18 protein-coding genes are annotated in these 17,251 nt (G+C 72.2%); 10 read left to right on the top strand and 8 right to left on the bottom strand.

Annotated elements, in window-relative coordinates; translation table 11 throughout:
• The first annotated feature begins 18 nt into the window (after nucleotides 1–18).
• Genes AB0C15_RS20625 through AB0C15_RS20615 form a run of 3 tightly spaced genes read left to right on the top strand, consistent with a single transcriptional unit; the run spans nucleotide 19 to nucleotide 3,456 of the window.
• On the top strand, nucleotides 19–1,020 hold the full coding sequence (locus AB0C15_RS20625; RefSeq protein ID WP_357354202.1) for a Wzz/FepE/Etk N-terminal domain-containing protein: 1,002 nt from the start codon (nucleotides 19–21) through the stop codon (nucleotides 1,018–1,020).
• A gap of 31 nt (nucleotides 1,021–1,051) precedes the next feature.
• Nucleotides 1,052–2,608, top strand: a complete 1,557-nt coding sequence (locus AB0C15_RS20620; RefSeq protein WP_357354199.1) for an oligosaccharide flippase family protein — start codon at nucleotides 1,052–1,054, stop codon at nucleotides 2,606–2,608.
• On the top strand, nucleotides 2,605–3,456 hold the full coding sequence (locus AB0C15_RS20615; RefSeq protein ID WP_357354197.1) for a sulfotransferase: 852 nt from the start codon (nucleotides 2,605–2,607) through the stop codon (nucleotides 3,454–3,456). Before AB0C15_RS20620 ends, AB0C15_RS20615 begins: the two co-directional genes overlap by 4 nt.
• On the opposite strand, the gene AB0C15_RS20610 is transcribed toward AB0C15_RS20615, so the two are convergent.
• Genes AB0C15_RS20610 through AB0C15_RS20600 form a run of 3 tightly spaced genes read right to left on the bottom strand, consistent with a single transcriptional unit; the run spans nucleotide 3,453 to nucleotide 6,665 of the window.
• Nucleotides 3,453–4,940 carry a hypothetical protein gene (locus tag AB0C15_RS20610; protein WP_357354195.1) on the bottom strand — a complete coding sequence of 496 codons (1,488 nt, stop codon included), beginning with the start codon at nucleotides 4,938–4,940 and terminating at the stop codon, nucleotides 3,453–3,455. The two genes, AB0C15_RS20615 and AB0C15_RS20610, sit on opposite strands and share 4 nt — an antisense overlap.
• The gene (locus tag AB0C15_RS20605; protein ID WP_357354193.1) at nucleotides 4,937–5,716 is read right to left on the bottom strand and encodes a sulfotransferase; all 780 of its coding nucleotides are present in this window, start codon (nucleotides 5,714–5,716) and stop codon (nucleotides 4,937–4,939) included. The genes AB0C15_RS20610 and AB0C15_RS20605 overlap by 4 nt, the downstream gene beginning before the upstream one ends.
• Nucleotides 5,709–6,665 carry a hypothetical protein gene (locus AB0C15_RS20600; protein WP_357354191.1) on the bottom strand — a complete coding sequence of 319 codons (957 nt, stop codon included), beginning with the start codon at nucleotides 6,663–6,665 and terminating at the stop codon, nucleotides 5,709–5,711. Before AB0C15_RS20600 ends, AB0C15_RS20605 begins: the two co-directional genes overlap by 8 nt.
• A 260-nt stretch (nucleotides 6,666–6,925) precedes the next feature.
• Here AB0C15_RS20600 and AB0C15_RS20595 point away from each other — a divergent pair, with 260 nt between their 5' ends.
• The 3 genes from AB0C15_RS20595 to AB0C15_RS20585 are packed head-to-tail and all read left to right on the top strand — an operon-like array spanning nucleotide 6,926 to nucleotide 10,130.
• Complete coding sequence (locus AB0C15_RS20595) at nucleotides 6,926–8,200, top strand: glycosyltransferase family 4 protein (RefSeq protein ID WP_357354190.1); 1,275 nt, start codon at nucleotides 6,926–6,928, stop codon at nucleotides 8,198–8,200.
• Complete coding sequence (locus AB0C15_RS20590) at nucleotides 8,197–9,198, top strand: sulfotransferase (protein ID WP_357354188.1); 1,002 nt, start codon at nucleotides 8,197–8,199, stop codon at nucleotides 9,196–9,198. The genes AB0C15_RS20595 and AB0C15_RS20590 overlap by 4 nt, the downstream gene beginning before the upstream one ends.
• Before the next feature lie 2 nt (nucleotides 9,199–9,200).
• The gene (locus tag AB0C15_RS20585) at nucleotides 9,201–10,130 is read left to right on the top strand and encodes a sulfotransferase (protein ID WP_357354186.1); all 930 of its coding nucleotides are present in this window, start codon (nucleotides 9,201–9,203) and stop codon (nucleotides 10,128–10,130) included.
• Here AB0C15_RS20585 and AB0C15_RS20580 read toward each other — a convergent pair.
• From AB0C15_RS20580 to AB0C15_RS20565, 4 genes are read right to left on the bottom strand one after another with little or no spacing between them, the layout of a single operon-like run.
• Nucleotides 10,109–10,588 carry a hypothetical protein gene (locus AB0C15_RS20580; protein ID WP_357354185.1) on the bottom strand — a complete coding sequence of 160 codons (480 nt, stop codon included), beginning with the start codon at nucleotides 10,586–10,588 and terminating at the stop codon, nucleotides 10,109–10,111. The two genes, AB0C15_RS20585 and AB0C15_RS20580, sit on opposite strands and share 22 nt — an antisense overlap.
• Nucleotides 10,585–11,877, bottom strand: a complete 1,293-nt coding sequence (locus tag AB0C15_RS20575) for a signal peptidase I (RefSeq protein ID WP_357354183.1) — start codon at nucleotides 11,875–11,877, stop codon at nucleotides 10,585–10,587. Before AB0C15_RS20575 ends, AB0C15_RS20580 begins: the two co-directional genes overlap by 4 nt.
• Before the next feature lie 11 nt (nucleotides 11,878–11,888).
• On the bottom strand, nucleotides 11,889–12,521 hold the full coding sequence (locus tag AB0C15_RS20570) for a SipW-dependent-type signal peptide-containing protein (RefSeq protein ID WP_357354181.1): 633 nt from the start codon (nucleotides 12,519–12,521) through the stop codon (nucleotides 11,889–11,891).
• Between the two features lie 9 nt (nucleotides 12,522–12,530).
• On the bottom strand, nucleotides 12,531–13,166 hold the full coding sequence (locus AB0C15_RS20565) for a SipW-dependent-type signal peptide-containing protein (RefSeq protein ID WP_357354179.1): 636 nt from the start codon (nucleotides 13,164–13,166) through the stop codon (nucleotides 12,531–12,533).
• Between the two features lie 215 nt (nucleotides 13,167–13,381).
• On the opposite strand from AB0C15_RS20565, the gene AB0C15_RS20560 reads away from it, so the two are divergent.
• The 4 genes from AB0C15_RS20560 (at nucleotide 13,382) to AB0C15_RS20545 (ending at nucleotide 16,771) form a co-directional block, all read left to right on the top strand.
• Nucleotides 13,382–14,059, top strand: a complete 678-nt coding sequence (locus AB0C15_RS20560; protein WP_357354177.1) for a hypothetical protein — start codon at nucleotides 13,382–13,384, stop codon at nucleotides 14,057–14,059.
• 175 nt (nucleotides 14,060–14,234) lie between these two features.
• Nucleotides 14,235–15,053 carry a basic amino acid ABC transporter substrate-binding protein gene (locus tag AB0C15_RS20555; protein ID WP_357354175.1) on the top strand — a complete coding sequence of 273 codons (819 nt, stop codon included), beginning with the start codon at nucleotides 14,235–14,237 and terminating at the stop codon, nucleotides 15,051–15,053.
• Nucleotides 15,054–15,154: 101 nt separating this feature from the next.
• On the top strand, nucleotides 15,155–15,949 hold the full coding sequence (locus AB0C15_RS20550) for an amino acid ABC transporter permease (RefSeq protein ID WP_357354173.1): 795 nt from the start codon (nucleotides 15,155–15,157) through the stop codon (nucleotides 15,947–15,949).
• 3 nt (nucleotides 15,950–15,952) lie between these two features.
• A complete protein-coding gene (locus tag AB0C15_RS20545) occupies nucleotides 15,953–16,771 on the top strand; it encodes an amino acid ABC transporter ATP-binding protein (RefSeq protein ID WP_357354171.1) in 819 nt (272 codons plus the stop codon).
• Here the strand turns inward: AB0C15_RS20545 and AB0C15_RS20540 are convergent.
• Entirely contained in the window at nucleotides 16,768–17,211 is a 444-nt protein-coding gene (locus tag AB0C15_RS20540; protein WP_357354170.1) for a DUF664 domain-containing protein, read from the bottom strand. The genes AB0C15_RS20545 and AB0C15_RS20540 overlap by 4 nt on opposite strands.
• Nucleotides 17,212–17,251 lie beyond the last annotated feature (40 nt).

Below are 17,251 nucleotides of genomic sequence, written 5' to 3'. Positions count from 1 at the left end.
ACAGCATTGGGGAAAAAGGTGGAGATCGTCGACTACCTGCGGGTCGCCCGGCGGCGGCTCTGGGTACTCGTGGGGGTGCCGGTGCTCGCCACCGGGGCCGCGGCGGCCATCGTCCTGTTCGCGCCTCAGCAGTTCGGCGGGACCGCGTACGTGGCGGCGCCGGCGCTGGTGGGTGGCACGGCCGGAACGCAGTACACCGGCACGCAGGCGGCGAACCAGTTCGTCGCGGCGTTCGGCGCGGCGGTCACCTCGCCCCGGGTCCTCGCCGACGTGGCCGCCGACACCGGGGTGTCGCCCGAGCGGCTGCGCGACGGGCTGGCCATCACCCAGGTCGGTGCGAGCAGCCAACTCGAGGTGACGTACACCGCCGGTGACCGGGCGACCGTCGCGCCGGTGCTGACCGCCACCACCACCCGGGCGTTGGCCTTCCTGTTCTCCTCCCAGGTCGGCATCGCCACCGGCGAGGTCGAGGTGGCCAACGCCGACGTCACCACGACGACCAGGGCGATCGGTGAGTGGGAGAAGACGAACAAGGTCTCCCAGCCGGACCGGATCTACCAGGCCACCCTCGGCGAGCTGACCAGCCTGCGCCAACAGCAGCTCTCCATGCAGGCGGTCGGCAACGGCCGTGGCGTCGACGCGGCGACCGCCGCCATCACCTCCGCCCAGAAGAAGCTCGACGAGCTGGGGCCGAAGCTCCCCGACTACCAGGCCCTGCTGGCCCAGCGGGACGCGGCGACGAACGCCCTGTCCCAGGCGCGGGAGGGGTTGCAGGCGGCACGGGCGCAGGCACAGGCCGCCGACCCGAAGCAGGTGACGAGCATCGGCGAGGCGCACGAGGTCAGCCGGATGACCGAACTGGTGCGTACCGCCCTGCCGGTGGGTGGCGCGGGCCTGCTGCTCGGCGTGCTGCTGGTGGGCGTACTCGAACTGCTCTCCCGGGGTCGTGCCACCGCCCGCCCGGCGCCGGCGGCGGCATCCCCGGCCCCGGCGGAGACCGTGGGCGCGGCACGGTCGTGACCGGCGGGGGACGGGCCGCCGGGTGCGCGAGGTGACCGGACGCGCGCCGGCCGCGCCGGAGGCCGGCGACAAGCAGGTACGCGGCATGGCCCGCGGCGGTGTGCTGAACCTGGCCAGTGCCGTGCTCAGCCAGGTGGCGCTCTTCCTGGTCATGCTGTTGCTGGCCCGGGCCTTGGGGGTGCCCGAGCTGGGCCGGTACGCCCAGGTCTACGCCGTGCTGTCGCTGCTGGGGCTGCTCTCCCTCTCCGGCTTCCGGGCCGGGCTGACCCGGTTCGTGGCGGTGCACCTCGCCGACGACGAGCCGGCCGCCCTCCGGGGCGCGATCCGGCTCGGGCTCGGCATCTCGGCCGGAGCGTCCACAGTGATCGCCGTCGGCCTGGCGGCCGGTGCGCCGTGGCTCGCCGACGCCCTGCACGACCCGCAGCTCACCACCGGGCTGCGGTTGGTGGCGTTGTGCCTGCCCGCCGCCACCGTCTGCGAGGCCGCGCTCGCGGCCACCCGGGGTTGGCGTACCCAACGGGCCTACGCGCTGATCGGCCAGGTCTACGAGCCGGCCGCCCGGCTGGTGCTCACCGCCCTGGCCCTCGCTCTCGGGGCGGGCCTCACCGGCGCGTTCTGGGCGCTGGTGGCGGCGAGTTGGAGCGCCGCCGCGTTCGCCCTCGTGGCGCTCGCCCGGATGGTGCGCCGGGTACCCGCCACCCGACCCGTGTACCGGCCGGGCGAGCTGTTCCGGTTCTCCACCGTCAGTTGGGTCTCCTCGCTGTCGTCCACCGGGCTGATCTGGGTGGACGCGTTGCTGCTCGGCTTCTTCGACTACGGACCCGACGCGATCGGCGTCTACCACGTGGCGACCCGGCTGGTGACGATCGCGGTGTTCGTGCTGGCACCTGTCAACGCCTCGTTCGGCCCGCACCTGGCGCACCTCTACCACCAGGGCCGACTGGACGAGGTGCGCCGGATCTACCGGGTCGCCACCGGTTGGGTGCTGCGGCTGTCGCTGCCGGCCTTCGTGGCGTTGCTGGTCTTCCCGGAGCAGCTGCTGCGCCTCGTCGGCGGGCCGGGTCTGGTCGGCGGCGCGGCGGTGACGGTCGTGCTGGCCCTCGGCCAGCTCGTCAACGCCGCGACCGGGCCGTGCGGAACGCTGCTGAACATGTCCGGCCGGGTCTCGGTCAACATGGCGGACAACCTCGCGGCCCTGGTGCTCAACGTCCTGCTCAACCTCTGGCTCATCCCGGCGTACGGCATCCTCGGCGCGGCGGTGGCCTGGGCGGTGTCGTTGGCGGCGGTGAACGTCGCCCGGGTCTGGCAGGTGCGCGCGCAGGTGCACACCGTCCCGGTGACGGTGGGCATGGTCAAGGGTCTTCTCGCCGCGCTCGTCGCGCTTGGCGTCGGGTTCGGTGTGCGGTGGCTGGTCGAGGGCTGGACCGCGCAGCTCGCGGTCGGCCTGGCCGCGATCGTGGTGGCGTACCTCGCCACGGTGCTCGCCCTCGGGCTCAGCCGGGAGGACGTCATGGTGCTGCGATCGGTGACCGGCCGGGGTGGCCGCCGCCCCGATGCCCCCCGCCCCGCCGCCGGGGTCGGCGCGTGACCGGCGGCGCGCGGCGTCAGGTCACCGACCGGCTGCGTCGGGGGGTCCGCGCGGCGCGGGCCTGGGCACGGGCGGCCCGACCGGGGGCGCCGGGGCCGCTGCCCGACTTCCTGGTGATCGGTGGGCAGCGCTGCGGCACCACGTCGCTGTACCACCACCTCGCGGCGCATCCCCGGGTACGGGTGGCCAGCGGCAAGGAGTTGCAGTACTTCAGCGTCCACCACGCCCGGGGGGTGCGCTGGTACCGGGGGCACTTTCCCCGGCTCGCACCCGGTGAGCGGACGTTCGAGGCGAGCCCCTACTACCTGTTCCACCCGAGCGTGCCGGCCCGGGTCGCGGCGACCCTGCCGCAGGCCCGTTTCGTCGTCCTGCTGCGCGACCCGGTGCAGCGGGCCTACTCGCACTACCTGCACACCCGCTCGTACGGCGTCGAGCCGCTCTCCTTCGCCGACGCGTTGGACGCCGAGGAGGAGCGGCTGGCCCGGGCGGCGCGGCGCGGCCCGGACAGCCCGGCCGCGCACCGGGCGTTGCGCAACCACTCGTACGCGGCCCGGGGTCGCTACGCCGAGCAGCTGGACCGGTGGTTCGCGCACGTCCCCCGGGAGCGGATCCACGTCGCCCGCACCGAGGACCTGCACACCGACCCGGCCGGCACGTACGGCGACATCGTGCGCTTCCTCGGCCTGCCGGCCTTCACCCCGGAGGCGTTCACCCGGCACACCCGCCGGGTCGACCCGGGTGTCTCCGAGCTGACCCCGGCCCTGCGGGAGCGCCTGAGCGAGCAGTTCGCGCCGCACAACGCGCGCCTGGCCGCCCTGTTGGGCTGGCCCGAAACCTGGCCCGACTAGCGGACGGTGGCGAGGATCCGCTCCACCGGCTGGTCCGCGCGGAGCAGCACGGGGACGTCGGTCACCGTCGTGCCGGCACCGGCCGCAGCCAGCGGAGAGCCCACCGCGCCGGAGCGTCCGCCGGGTGTCGCCGGCACGGTCACCGGCGTGTTCGCCGCCGACCAGAGCACAAGCGTGCTCGACCCGCCCCGGACGAACGCGACCCCGGCCAGCCGGTCGGCCACCGAGGCCGGCAGCGGCGTGACGGTGGCGCCCCGGGCCGCGTCGGCGAGGGCGGCAAGCATCCGGCCGGCCTCCCGCTCGGTGCCGTCCGGGTCGAGCAGGCCGTAGCGGACCTCGCTACCGGCCGCGTTGTTCGGGTTGTACGCCAACGGCAACCAACTGACCTCGCCGACCCCGCCGGCGGCGAGCAGGGTGACCGTCTTGACCATCTCCGCTGCCCGGCTGGCCGGGTCACCGTCGCCGTCGCGCCAGAACTGCCCGACCTCCCACGCCTGGATCGGCGTACCCGTCGGTGTGGTGGCACGCAGGTAGTCGAGCAGCGGGGCCACCCCGCTGAAGTGCTCGTAGAAGTGCACCTGCCGGACGTCCAGGGTGCGATCGGCAAGCAGCGACTCGGTCACCGTCAGGAAGCGCAGGCTACGGCTGTTGGTCGCGGTGCCGAGCGCCCTGCGCAGCTGCGCCTCCCCGGTCACCGCCGGGATCTGCTGCCCCCGGGTGCCGACCCGACGCGTGAAGTACGCCTGGTAGGCGGCGACGGCCTCGGGCACCCGACCGGCGCGGACCAGCCGGTCGGCGACCCCCATGCCGTACGCGACGCTGCTGATGCCGGAGTCGACCACCCGCGCCTTCGGGTCGGTCGCGCGGATCGTCTCGGCGGCGGCCCGGACCAGCCGCGCGTACTCCTCGGGGCTGCCCGCCCAGTAGCTCGGTGCGTTGACCTCGTTCTCGATGGCGTACTCCCGCACCCCGTACGGGCCGTAGCGCTGCACCACCGCGCGGACGAAGCGCTGGTACGCGCCGAGGTCGCCGGGCATCGCCGACTCGGTCTTGTTCGCCGTGCCCCGGGTGTAGCGCGCGGTGCCACCGGTCGCCCAGCACACACCGGTGCGGATCTTCAGGTGCAGGGTGATGCCCAGGTCCCGGCTGCGGGCGGCAATCTCGTCCAGCCCGGCCCAGTCCGTCTGCCCCGGGGTCCGTTCGATCTCGCACCAGGAGATCTCCTCGTACGTCGCGGACCCCGAGAGCCGGCGCAGGTACGGCGCGAACTGCTGGTACCGCGACCAGTCCCAGTGTGCGCCGAACGGATTGCCCACCCCGTCGACGGTGCCTGTCGCTGCGGGTGTGCCTGTCGCTCCGGGTGTTGCCGTCGCGGAGGGGGTGGCGGCCGGCGGCGGGTCGTCGTCGCGGCCGGTGCAGCCGACGGTGAGCAGGAGCGTGGCGACGACGACGGCGACCGCGCGGAGCCGCAGCGGGCCGGTCACCGGTAGCCCAGGGCGCGCAGGGTCCGACCGGAGAAGACCCAGAACAGCAGGCGCAGGAACGGGTCGAGTTCGCGTCGGTGGCTGCCCACCCGGGAGCCGTAGATCGGCGCGGTGTCGCCCACCGCCGCTCGTCGCCGCTCGGCCTCGGTGGTGTACTTCTGCGCCACGTCGTGCTGCTTGCTGTCGTAGTCGAGGATGCCGTCCTCCCAGGGCTCGCCGAGGAACTCGAAGAGGGCCCGCATCGTCTTCTCCGGTTCGCTGACCGCCTGCTCGTACCGCAGCTCGTAGTAGCGGTCCGCCGGCAGGGTGGCGCCGACGGCCCGTGCGGTGCGGATGTAGCGCGGCCACTTCACCACGCACTTCACCGCCGACCAGTAGCCGAACCGTTTGCGGTGCGAGACGACCACGTCGCGTCCGTCCCGGATGAGGTGCACGATCTGGGCGTCCGGGAACACCTCGGTGACGAAGTCGAGCGACATCGCGTACAGCGGGGTCTTGTCGGCCCACCGGGTCTTGCCGCGCGCGGCGGCGTAGTCGGCGTGCACGCCGCCGAAGAAGTCCCGGATCCGGCGCAGCCAGTCCTCGCGAGGGAAGCCGAAGCGGGCCAGTCGCTCCCAGTCCCGGCCGACGATCCGCCGCAGGTCCGGCAGGAACCGGGTCTCCGGGCCGCAGCTGATCCGGGAGTGCGAGTCCAGGACGAGGCGCACCATCGTGGTGCCGGACCGCTGGCAGCCGACCAGGAAGATCGGCGCGGTGCGGGTTCCGGTCTCAGTCACTGTCGACCGCCTTCGTCGTCTCGGGTCGGGCGCCGGCCGCGGCGCGGTCCAGTCGGTCGGCCAGCTCGTCGCAGCGAGCCCGGACCCGCCCGTCGATCGGGAGCCGACGGTCGCCCGCGTGCGACGCGCGTGGGGCGATGTGCGCGTGCAGCCGGGGGTGGTACGGGAAGTCGAGGAAGGCGCAGAGCCGTCGGACCTGTGCCGCCGGCTCCGCGACCAGGCTGTCGTAGTGGCAGAGCAGCACGTCGGGCCGCTGGTCCAGGCCGAGCCGGAAGACGAGCGAGTTGCGCACGTGCCAGAACAGCGCCGCACCGCTGTACGGATCCAACCGTTGCGGGTCGTGGGCCCGGACCAGCTCGACGGTGTCGGCGTCGAGGCGCTGCCCCTGCCACCGTCGGCCGATCGTGCCGTCGGCGATCGCCCGCAGCGCCCGCAGGTTGGCGTCGCCGAACTTGGCGACCTCGGAACGGGCCCGGTCGTCGACGTCGCGCCAGACCCACAGGGCGCGCCCTGGTGTCAGCCCCGGCAGGGCCAGCAACTCGTCCACGCGGTGGCTCTCGCAGAGCGGCTTGACCAGGACGTACGCGTGCCGGCTGCGCCGCAGAGTGGCGGTCAGCACCGGGTCCGGGCGGAGCTGGAAACGGTGGAAGAGGGTGCTGTCGTTCTCGTTGCGCACCTCGACCTCTCCGGCGGCGTCCAGGCCCCGGACCAGCATGTTCGTGCCGGAGCGTTGCAGGCCGACCAGATAGACCGGCATCGCCGAGCCGGGCGTCCGGCCGGCCCGTCGTCGCCACCGTCGCTTGGCGAGGGCCGTGCCGATGCGGTCGACCGGGTTGAGACGGTCCTCCTCGATCAGCCGACCGATGCCCTCGGTGCGCGCCCAGCGCAGATGCCGCCGGATCCGCCGCGCGGTGTACGCGAGCGCGGAGACCTCGTCGTCGGCTGCCACGGTCCTCCTCGTCGGGCACCGGCCCGGCCCCGCGCCAGAGCGGGTACGACCGGCGGCAGCCAGGCTATCGGGAGATCACCACGGGAGGCCAGGCTGCGGACCGCACGGGCAGACGAAGATCACCCGTTCAGCCACACCTGCCAAACGTGAACTGGACTCGCCGACCCGCCCTGCATACCGTGGGCCCTGGCCGGGGCGGGCAGACCTCGGTCATCACCTCCGGGCCCGGTTCGCCCGATCGACGTGAGCAGGCCGAGTCGATGCGCGTGCTGCATGTGAACAAGTTCCTCTACCGCCGTGGCGGCGCGGAGGGGTATCTGCTCGACCTCGCCGACCTGCAACGGGCTGCGGGCGACACGGTCGCCTACTTCGGCATGAGCCACCCCGACAACGAATCGCCGCTGCCGTACGCCGCGCTGTTCCCGTCCGAAGTGGAGCTGGAGCCGGCGCCGAGCGGCGTACGGCCCCGCGCGGTGGCCGTCGGCCGGATGCTCTGGTCGCCGACGAGTCGCCGCGGGCTCGCCCAGGCGATCGACGACTTCCGACCGGACGTGCTGCACCTGCACAACATCTACCACCAGCTCTCCCCGTCGGTGCTCGCCGCGGCCCGCGCCGCCGGCGTGCCGTGTGTGCTGACCATGCACGACTACAAGCTCGCCTGCCCGAGCTACCAACTGCTGGACCGAGGCCGCCCCTGCCAGGCGTGCGTCACCGGCGGTCCGCTGCGGGCGGCCCGCCGCCGCTGCAAGGACGGGTCGCTGTCGCGCAGCGGACTGCTCGCCGTCGAGTCCTGGTTGCACCGGCGGTTCGACGCGTACGACCCGGTGCAGCTCTTCGTCAGCCCTAGCGGGTTCCTGGCCGACGTGATGCGCCGCGCCGGCGTCTACCCGGACCGGTTGCGGGTGGTCAACCACTTCGTCGACCTGACCGGCGTCGCGGCGAAACAGACGCCCGGCGGTGGTGTCGTCTACGCCGGCCGGCTGGCGCCGGAGAAGGGCGTCGACGTGCTGATCGAGGCGGCCACCGCGCTGCCGGACGGGGTCGACGTGGACATCGCCGGAGACGGCCCGGCCCGCCCGGCGCTGGAGGCGCTCGCCGCGCGGCAGGCGCCCGGCCGGGTCCGGTTCCACGGCCGTCTCGACAAGCCACGCCTGCACGAGCTGATCCGTTCGGCGGCGGTGGTCGCCGTACCGTCGCGGTGGCACGAGAACCAGCCGATGGCGGTGCTGGAGGCATTCGCCTGCGGTGTGCCGGTGGTCGCCACCGACCTCGGCGGGCTGCCCGAACTCGTCGAGCCGGAGGTCGATGGCCGCATCGTCGTCGCCGATCGGCCCACCGCCCTCGCCGACGCGCTCACCGACATCGTGGCCGACCCCGAGCGGGCGTACCGGATGGGTCGGGCCGGCCGGGCGAAGATCGCCGCCCAGTTCGCTCCGGACCGGCACCTTAACCGGATCCGTGGGCTGTACGCGGAGGCCGCCGGGGCGCTGCCGTCGCGGCGGCGGGCCGCCGCCGGTGGGGGAGCGGCCCGGTGAGCCAGGTGCGGGTGCTCTACCTCGCCGGCAGCGGTCGCAGTGGCAGCACACTGGTGACCACGGTCCTGGGACAGTTGCCGGGCTTCTTCGCCGCCGGCGAGCTGCGCTACCTGTGGCGGCGCGGCATCCTGGAGGACCGGCCGTGCGGCTGTGGTTCCCCGTTGGCCGACTGCCCGCTCTGGGCCCGGGTGCGCGCCGACCTGACCGACGCCGACCCGGCCGGGATCGCCGCCCGGTTGGCCCAGCGGCTGCGGTTACGCGGGCTGCCCGCGCTGCTGCGCCGCAGGCGTCGGGGGCAGCCGCCGGTCGCGGGTCACCCCGACGACAGGCACCTTGCCCGGCTGTACGCCTCGATCGCCGAACACGCCCTGGCCGGCGGGTCGGACGGTGTCATCGTCGACTCCTCCAAGCTGCCGCCCTACGGTGCCCTGCTCGGCAGCCTGCCCGGCATCGACCTGTACGTCCTGCACGTGGTGCGCGACCCGCGTGCGACCGCTTACTCCTGGCGTCGCCGACGTCCCCTGGACGGGCGTGCCGGCGATGAGCTGATGAGCCGCCCACCGGTCGGCAAGGCCGCGTTGCTCTGGCTGGTCTGGAACACCGCGACCGTACGACTGTGGGGCGGCCGCCGGGCACCGGGCCGCTACCTGCGGGTGCGGTACGAGGACTTCGTGGCCGACCCGGCCGGCACCACCGCTCGCATCGCCGGTTTCGTCGGCGCCAGCCCGGACGAGCTTCCGTTCCCGACACCGAGCACGGTGCGGCTCACCCCGACCCACTCGGTGGCCGGCAATCCCTCGCGGCACCGCACCGGACTCGTCGACGTGGTCGCCGACACCGAGTGGCTGACCGGGCTCCCCACCCGCGCGTACGCCGTGGTGACCGGGCTGACCGCCGTGGCCCTGAACCGGTTCGGCTACCCGCTGCGCCGCCCGGCGGCCCGCCTCGGCGCGGACCCGGTCGTCACCCCGTCACCCGCCACCCGGCAGGAAGGCTGAACATGCTCTCACTGGTGGTGGGCACCGGTCGCTGCGGCTCGACCCTGGTCCAGGAGCTGCTCTCCCGGCACCCGGCGGTCGGCTTCGTCTCCGGCCTGGACGACAAACTCGCCCGGCTCAACCCCAAGGGCCGGTTCAACGGGGTGCTCTACCGGCGCTCGGCGCCCCGGCCGGCGGGGATGACCTCGCTGCGACACAGTCGACGGTTGCTGGAGCGGGGTCGACTCCGGGTGGCGCCGTCGGAGGCGTACCGCCTGCTGGACCGGCAGGTACTCGCCGGCTTCTCCCGCCCGTGCCGGGACCTGCTGGCCGAGGACCTGACCCCGTTCGTGGCCCGCCGGCTGCGGGCCTTCTTCGACGAGCGGATCGCCAGGCAGGGCTGTCAGCAGTTGGTGCAGCACGTCACCGGCTGGCCGCGAACCGGGCTACTGCACGCCGCGTACCCGGAGCTGCGGGTGGTCAACGTGGTGCGCGACGGCCGGGCGGTGGCCAACTCGTGGCTCCAGATGGGCTGGTGGGACGGCTGGCGCGGGCCGGACAACTGGATCTACGGCCCGCTCCCGTCCGACCTGCGGGAGGAGTGGTTGGACTCGGGCCGGTCCTTCCCGGTGCTCGCCGCGCTGGGTTGGAAGATGCTGATGGACGCCTTCGCGCAGGCCCGGCTGCGGCATCCGGCCGACATGTGGTTGGACGTGCGCTACGAGGATCTCGTCGAGCAGCCGCGCGAGCAGGTCGGCCGGATGCTCGACTTCCTCGGCCTGGGCTGGTCGTCCGCCTTCGCGAAGGGCTTCTCCCGGTACGACTTCACGGTGGGCCGGGCGGAGGCGTACCGGGACGAACTCAGCCCGGCGCAGCTCGCCGCGATCGAGCGGGTGCTGGAGAAGCCCCTCGCCGAGTGGGGTTACCCGGTCTACGGCACGCTGCACGAATAGATCAGCGCGGTCAGCATGCCGACCGTGCCGGTGACAGCCGTCGACGTCCAGCCGCCGGGGCCGTTCGCCACCAGGCGGAAGGTGCCGGTGCCGATGCTCAGCAACGCCCCGGGGACGGTGACCGAGGTGGCGCTGGCGCCGAGGCTTCCGCCGCCGGTGAAGGCCCCCGACAGCGACCACGTGAACCCGGTGCGGGTCAGGCCGCCGACCGGCAGGGTCCAGGTGAAGGTCGGCGGGGTGGCCAGGCCCGCCGTGCACTGCAGGTTCGTCGGTGGGTTGACCGTGCCGGCCTGCAGGGAGCCGGTCGCGTACTCGGTGTCCGTCCACGCCGCAAGTGTCGACTGTGGTGGTGCGAGCACGACGGTGCAGGCGAGCAGCAGGGCGACGGCGCCCGCCAGCCAGCGCCGCCGACCACGGCGGGTCGGCGTGGCGACCGCCGGTACCCACCGACGGCTCACCGCTGCTCCACCTTCGACCGATGTCGACGGGTGGCGAGGATGAGCAGCAGGCCGGCGAGGAGCACACCGGCACCGGCGAGCACCGGTGTCCACAGGTTGGTTCCGGTACGCGGGAGCGGCCCGACCGTGCCACCCGCCGTTGCCCGGTCGCCGAAACCGGTCGCCGTGAGGATCAGATCCGCCGATCCGGAGGCGGTGGACCGGGCGAGCAGGCTCGCGGTGACGAGAACCCAGCGCTGCTGGTCGGCGCGCATCGAGCTGATCGTGATCGGGTGTGCGGCAAGTCTGGTGGCGGGGCCGTCGGCGAGGACCTGCTCGCCCTGGCCCGTGGGGCAGGCACCCCGCACCCACCGCAGGGCACAGACGGCCACCATGACCTGGAGTCCGGCCGGATCGACGGCGAGGGGGCCCAGCGCCGACAGCGCGATGGTCACCGCCCCGGGCTGCTTCGTGTGGGCCGACACGCCGACCTGCCAGGGCACCGGCTCGTTCGGTGCGAGGTTCGTCATGCGGTCCTGGTCGCCGATCGAGACCAGGGTGAGGTACCGGCTGCGGATGACCTCCTCGGTCGGGTCCGCGCGTGCCTGGCCGGGGGTGGCCAGCACGGCGGCCGTGACGCCCGGCAGGACCGCCACCAGGACGAACATGCGCCGCAGAGTCGAGTCGTCGCGCGCTGTCGCGCCGCTGGCGTGGGTGCCGACGCCGGGGTCCGTTCCAGCCCGGCCGGGCGGCGGCGAGCCCGGTCCCCGGCGCTGCCACGTCCTGCGCCGCCGGGACTGCGGTTCGGTGGTACGTGGCCAGAACGCCCAGGTGACGATCGCGGCGGTCCCGACGGTGATCGCACTCATCGCGTACACGTTCGAGACGGTGCGTACCGCGTAGCCGAGCCTGGGCACCGACCACTCGACGAGCCGCACCTTGTCGACCGCGTACGGCGCGGCGTCGTTGGACTGGTTGGCGTCCCCGCGCAGGGTGAGCAGGCGAGCGGGCCCGCCACCGTTGGCGATGTCGACGACCCGGTGGGTGATCGGTGGCAACGGCGTGCGGTCGACGGTGACGACGTCGCCCACCGCCACCTCGGACGCGGGAACCTCACGCACCACGGCCAGTGAGCCGGCGGGGATGGTCGGGCTCATCGAGCCGGTCTTGAACAGGATGAGGGAGATGTCGAAGAAGAACGCCAGCGGGACGAGGACGACACACACCGTCCCGCCGACGGCGAGCACCGTCAGCGCCAGGTCGCCGACCCGGGCGAGGGCACCGTGCCGTCGACGCACGCGTCCCACCATGTGTAGATCCTTTACGTAGACGTGGCAGTGAATTCCCAGGTGACGGTGCCGGTCGTGCCCTGGTACGCGTTACTGGCGCCGGACTGCACCCGCACCTCGAAGCAGAACCGCAGCTGGGGTGTCGCGCCGCCCGGAACCGTGATGGTGGACGAGACCGGCGAGCCGGGCACCGAGGTGATGGCCGAGTAGCTGGGCCCGACGATCCACGTGGGCGTACCGGTGAACGCGGCGGCGGCACACGTGGTGCTGCTGGTGGCCGTCCGTACCGCCCGGTACTCGAGCGCGGGCAGCAGCGCACCGGAGTTGTTCGTGGAACCCGTCAGCGCCACCGCTCCGCCGACGTTCGTCGTCGCGGTCGTCCGGATGTCCAGGAAGGCGTAGAAGGACACCGAGGGGGACATCGCCGTCGCGTTGAACGCCAACGACGCGGCGTTGACCGCCGGAGTGTGGCTGGCCCAACTGCTGGAGGCGGTCTGCGACTCGGTGCCGAAGACACTGGCGCCGAACGACCCGGTGCCGTACTCGCTGTCGGTCCACGCGGCGAGCGTGGACGTCGTTCCCAGGCCGAGAACGAGTGCGCCGGCGAGTACGGCACGGGTCCGGCGCAGCCGTGGCGTTCCGGCCGGTGTCCGACGGTTGACCACGGCCGCCGCCTATACGGACTCGGCCAGGAGTTGCCAGGTTTCCGTGACCGTCGTGCCCTGCACCAGGGTGGCTCCCGCCGTGACGACGAAGCACAGGTTCACCGGAGCGCCAGGCGTCGTGGGCGGCGTGCCCTGCGTCAGGTTGAACGGCACCGCCCCGGTCACCGAGTTGAGCGCCGTGCCCTGTGCCACGATCCAGGTCGGGGTGGTGGGTGTCGCGCTGCAGTCGGCGAAGGCCGGAACGGTGGCGATGCCGTAGGTGAGGCCGACGAAGCCGGGCGGAGCGGGGGTCGCCGACGCCACCGTGACTGTCGCGTCGTAGGTCGTGGCAGCGGTCAGCCGAACGGCGAAGGGGGCCGCGACCACGTCGCCGGGGCTGATGTCGTCGAAGCCGGTGCTGAAGACCAACGCCGCGGCCGTACCGGCGGTGGGGTGCTCCGCGTAGGTGGTGCCGTTCGTGCTGCCCTCCATGCTGAAGGTGCCCGCGGTGAACGTGCCCGTGGCGTACTCCGAGTCGTTCCAGGCCGCGAGGGTGATCGTCGCGCCGAGGCCGAGGGCGAGCCCACCGGCCATAATGGCTCTGATCTTGCGCCGGCGTCCTCGACCGCTCGATTCGTCCGGTGTCATCCCTGTCGGTTCACTCAACTTGTCCTCCTCGGTGCGACGCTTGTGGCTGTCCTGGGTTGGTGACGGAGGGGCAAGGGACACCCTAGGTACCGAATACGGACAAAAGATCTGAAACAGTTCAAGTAACTATAAAGGGTGCAGTTGACGAGTTGGGTCCGCGGCTCGGCGCTATCGACGGGCGTCGTCACGGGCGGCTAATCTTTGGCCCCACACCATCGATGTGAGGAGATGCGATGGCGCGCCGCACCGGCCGACCCTCTTACCTGTTGGACAAGGCCGGCGGGCGTCCTGGCCGCACAGCGCGGTTCGCGGCAGTCGCGGGTGTGATCGCGCTGGCCACCGCGTTGCTGGGCGGGCTGATCGGCTATCAGGTGGGCCGTCCGGACGCCACCGAGGCGACAATCGCGGACATCAAGGAGGCCGAGGCGAAGCGGGACGCCCAGCAGATCGTGGAGCTGACCGAGACGGCCCGCCGTGTGCGCGACCAGGTCGCCCCGGTCCTGGCCGCCATCAAGACGGAGGCGACCGGCTCAGGTGCGCCGGACGCGGCGAAGGCACGCCAGTGGCAGGACGTGATGCGTCAGGCGGCCGAGCCGTTCGCCGAGCCGCCGTCGGGGACCACCGCGACAAACGTGGCGCGCGGAGGTCTACGCGGAGCGGTACAGCAGGCGTCGCTCGCCGTCGACGCCTACGCGCTGGCCGTCAGCGTCCCGCCCGCGCAGCGTGCGGCCCTGCTGGACGTCACCGCCCGGCAGGCGGCCGAGGCCGCGACGATCTGGTCGGTGGCGGCGACCCAGCTCGACCAGGTCAGCGTCGATGCTGGCCACGGCCACCAACACGTGTTCCTGGACACAGACCCCCACGAGGGGGCCCTCACGCCGGACGGGGCGGCCGAGGGCACCGGCGGCTGAGACCCTTTGCGGCATCTGTGTCGGGTTTGCCGGCTGGGGTGGCGTGCCGGGCCGGGCCGGCGGTCGCCGCGCGATCTGGGGGCGAAGCGCCGGATCGGGTACGGTCGCTTATCGCAAAGTCTATGAACCAGATTGGCTTTCTGTGCAATGGAAGCCGAATCGGAGGGGCACAGCCGTGAGGTTCCCAAGCGCCGTCCGCCAGGCCGGTCTCGTCGTGGCAGTCACCGCCCTCGCCCTGACCGCGGGTTGCGCGAAGAAGGACGACAGTGAGGTCCAGGCGAGCGGCGTCAAGCTGGTCTCGGCGGGCAAGCTGACCGTCTGCACCCACCTGCCGTACCCGCCGTTCCAGTCCAAGGACGCCAGCGGCACGGTGACCGGCTTCGACGTCGAGATCATGGATCTGGTCGCCAAGGAGCTGGGCGTCGAGCAGACGATCATCGACACCCCGTTCGAGGGGATCAAGTCCGGCCAGGACCTCAACACCGGCAAGTGCGACGCGGCCGCCGCCGGCATGACCATCACCGAGGAGCGGAAGAAGGTCATCGACTTCTCCGACCCGTACTTCGACGCCACCCAGGCGATGCTGGTGAAGACCGGCAAGACGTACAAGTCGCTCGACGACCTCAAGGGCCTGAAGCTCGGCGTCCAGGCGGCCACCACGGGTCGCGACTACGCCAAGAAGTTCGAGGCGGAGAAGGGCCTGAAGCTCGTCGAGTTCGAGGACCTCGCCGCCCTGCAGCAGGCCGTCGCCAACGGCCAGGTCGAGGCCGCCATCAACGACCTGCCGGTCTGGACCGAGTACCTGAAGAAGAACCCGGGCGGGTTCGAGGTGGCCGCCGAGTTCGACACCGGCGAGCAGTACGGCTTCCCGGTGAAGAAGGACGCCAACCCGGAGCTGCTCAAGAAGATCAACGAGGTGCTGGCCAAGGCCAGGCAGGACGGCACGTACAACACGATCTACGAGAAGTGGATCGGTAAGCGGCCGAGCGCCTGAGCCGCGGAGCGGCCGAGCGCCTGAGCACCACGTAGTACCGGAGGGCGTGCGTCCCGCGCGCCCTCCGTGTCGGTAACCCTCCGGGAAGGCAACGAGCGAACGTGAAGCTGCGACGCCGCCAGCGGGAGCGGCTGTCCCTCGGGCTCCAGTACCTGGTCTTCATCGCCATCATCGTCACGGTGCTCGTCGCCGCGGACTGGGACAGGTTGGCCGACGCGTTCTTCCGCGTCGACATCATCAAGTCGATGTTCCCGACCATCATCACGGTCGCGCTGCGCAACACCATCCTCTACACGCTCGGCGCGTTCGCCTTCGGCCTCGTGTTCGGCACCATCCTGGCGCTGATGCGGCTGTCCCGGGTGGCGCCGTACCGCTGGGTGGCGACGGCGTACATCGAGCTGTTCCGGGGGCTGCCCGCGCTGCTGGTGCTCTTCCTCGTCGGGTACGGCATCCCGATCGCCTTTCCGGAGCGTGAGATTCCGGGCGGGGTGTTCGGTTCGATCGCGATCGGCCTCGGGTTGACCGCCGCGGCGTACATGGCGGAGACCATCCGGGCCGGCATCCAGGCTGTGCCGAAGGGGCAGATGGAGGCGGCGCGGACCCTCGGCATGTCGCACTTCACCGCCATGCGCACGATCGTCGTCCCGCAGGCGTTCCGGATCGTGATCCCGCCGCTGACGAACGAGCTCATCCTGCTCACCAAGGACTCGTCGCTCGCCTACGTGCTGGGTGTGACGGCGCAGACGATCGAGATCACCAAGTTCGGTCGGGACATGCTCAACGACCGGGTGAACGCGACCCCGCTGCTGGTGGCCGGCCTCGCCTACCTGATCATCACCCTGCCGCTGTCGCAGGTGGTACGACGCCTCGAACTCCGCTACGCCAAGGCCCGGTGACCCATGACGACCACCCCGTCCCGCCCCGCCGTGGAGATCCGCGACCTGCACAAGTCCTTCGGGCCGCTCAAGGTGCTCAAGGGCATCGACTTCGAGGTCGGCCAGGGCGAGGTGGTCTGCGTGATCGGGCCGTCCGGCTCCGGCAAGTCGACCCTGCTGCGCTGCGTCGACCTGCTGGAGCAGCCGACGGCCGGCACGATCTGGGTGAACGGGGTCGAGATGACCGACCCGGACGTCGAGATCGATGCGGTTCGTCGCGGCATCGGCATGGTGTTCCAGTCGTTCAACCTGTTTCCGCACCTGACCGTCCTGAACAACCTCACCATCGCCCAGCGGCGGGTGCTCCGCCGGGGTCGGGCCGAGGCCGAGCGGATCGCGCGGGCCAACCTGGAGCGCGTCGGGCTGACCGACAAGGCCGACGCCTTCCCGGCGCAGCTCTCCGGCGGGCAGCAGCAGCGGGCGGCGATCGCCCGGTCGCTGTCGATGGAGCCGAAGCTGATGCTCTTCGACGAGCCGACCTCCGCGCTCGACCCGGAACTCGTCGGCGACGTGCTCACCGTCATGCGCAAGCTGGCCGAGGACGGCATGACGATGATGGTGGTGACCCACGAGATGGCGTTCGCCCGCGACGTCGCCGACCGGGTGGTCTTCATGGATGATGGCGTGGTGGTCGAGCAGGGGCCGCCGCAGGAGGTGCTGGGCGCGCCGAAGCACGAACGGACCCGCGCGTTCCTCTCCCGGGTCCTCGACCCGACCCACGTCGCGCAGCTCGGTCAGCCCGACCAGTCACCGACCCTGCCCGGCACGCCCGACCAGACCTAGTTGCTGCGTCCGCTGGCATCGATGGCGGCCTGCTCCACCCGCTGGCGGTAGTCCCGCCACCATGATTCGTCGGCGGGGGGCAGATTGTCGTTCCTGTGCAGCAGCCCGGCCGTGCCGTCGATGAGTTCGCGCACGATGTCAGCGTGGCCGGCGTGCCGCTGTGTCTCCGCGATGACGTGGACCACGACGTGGTGCAACGTGACCTCGGCATCGCCCCACCACGGCACGCGGCCCACCTCATCCAGCGCAAGAGCTGCGATGGTGGTGTCGGCGTGGGCGATCGCGCGACGGTACAGTGCGACGATCTCCTCGCGGGTCTCATCCGCGGTCGCCCACATGTCGGCATTGGCCTCTGCTCCCTCGCCGACGTACGGCAGCTCCTGCTCGAACGGGCATCCGGGTGGGATGTCGCGCCGCCCCGGACTATCCGCAGAGCGCATGACCGGCAGGACACGCCCTGGCCGAACCGGGGTCCGGCCG

The sequence above is a fragment of the Micromonospora sp. NPDC048835 genome (assembly GCF_040649995.1).
GTDB lineage: Bacteria > Actinomycetota > Actinomycetes > Mycobacteriales > Micromonosporaceae > Micromonospora.
The sequence above is the reverse complement of the archived record's forward strand: the minus strand, read 5'-3'. Positions and strand labels throughout refer to the sequence as shown.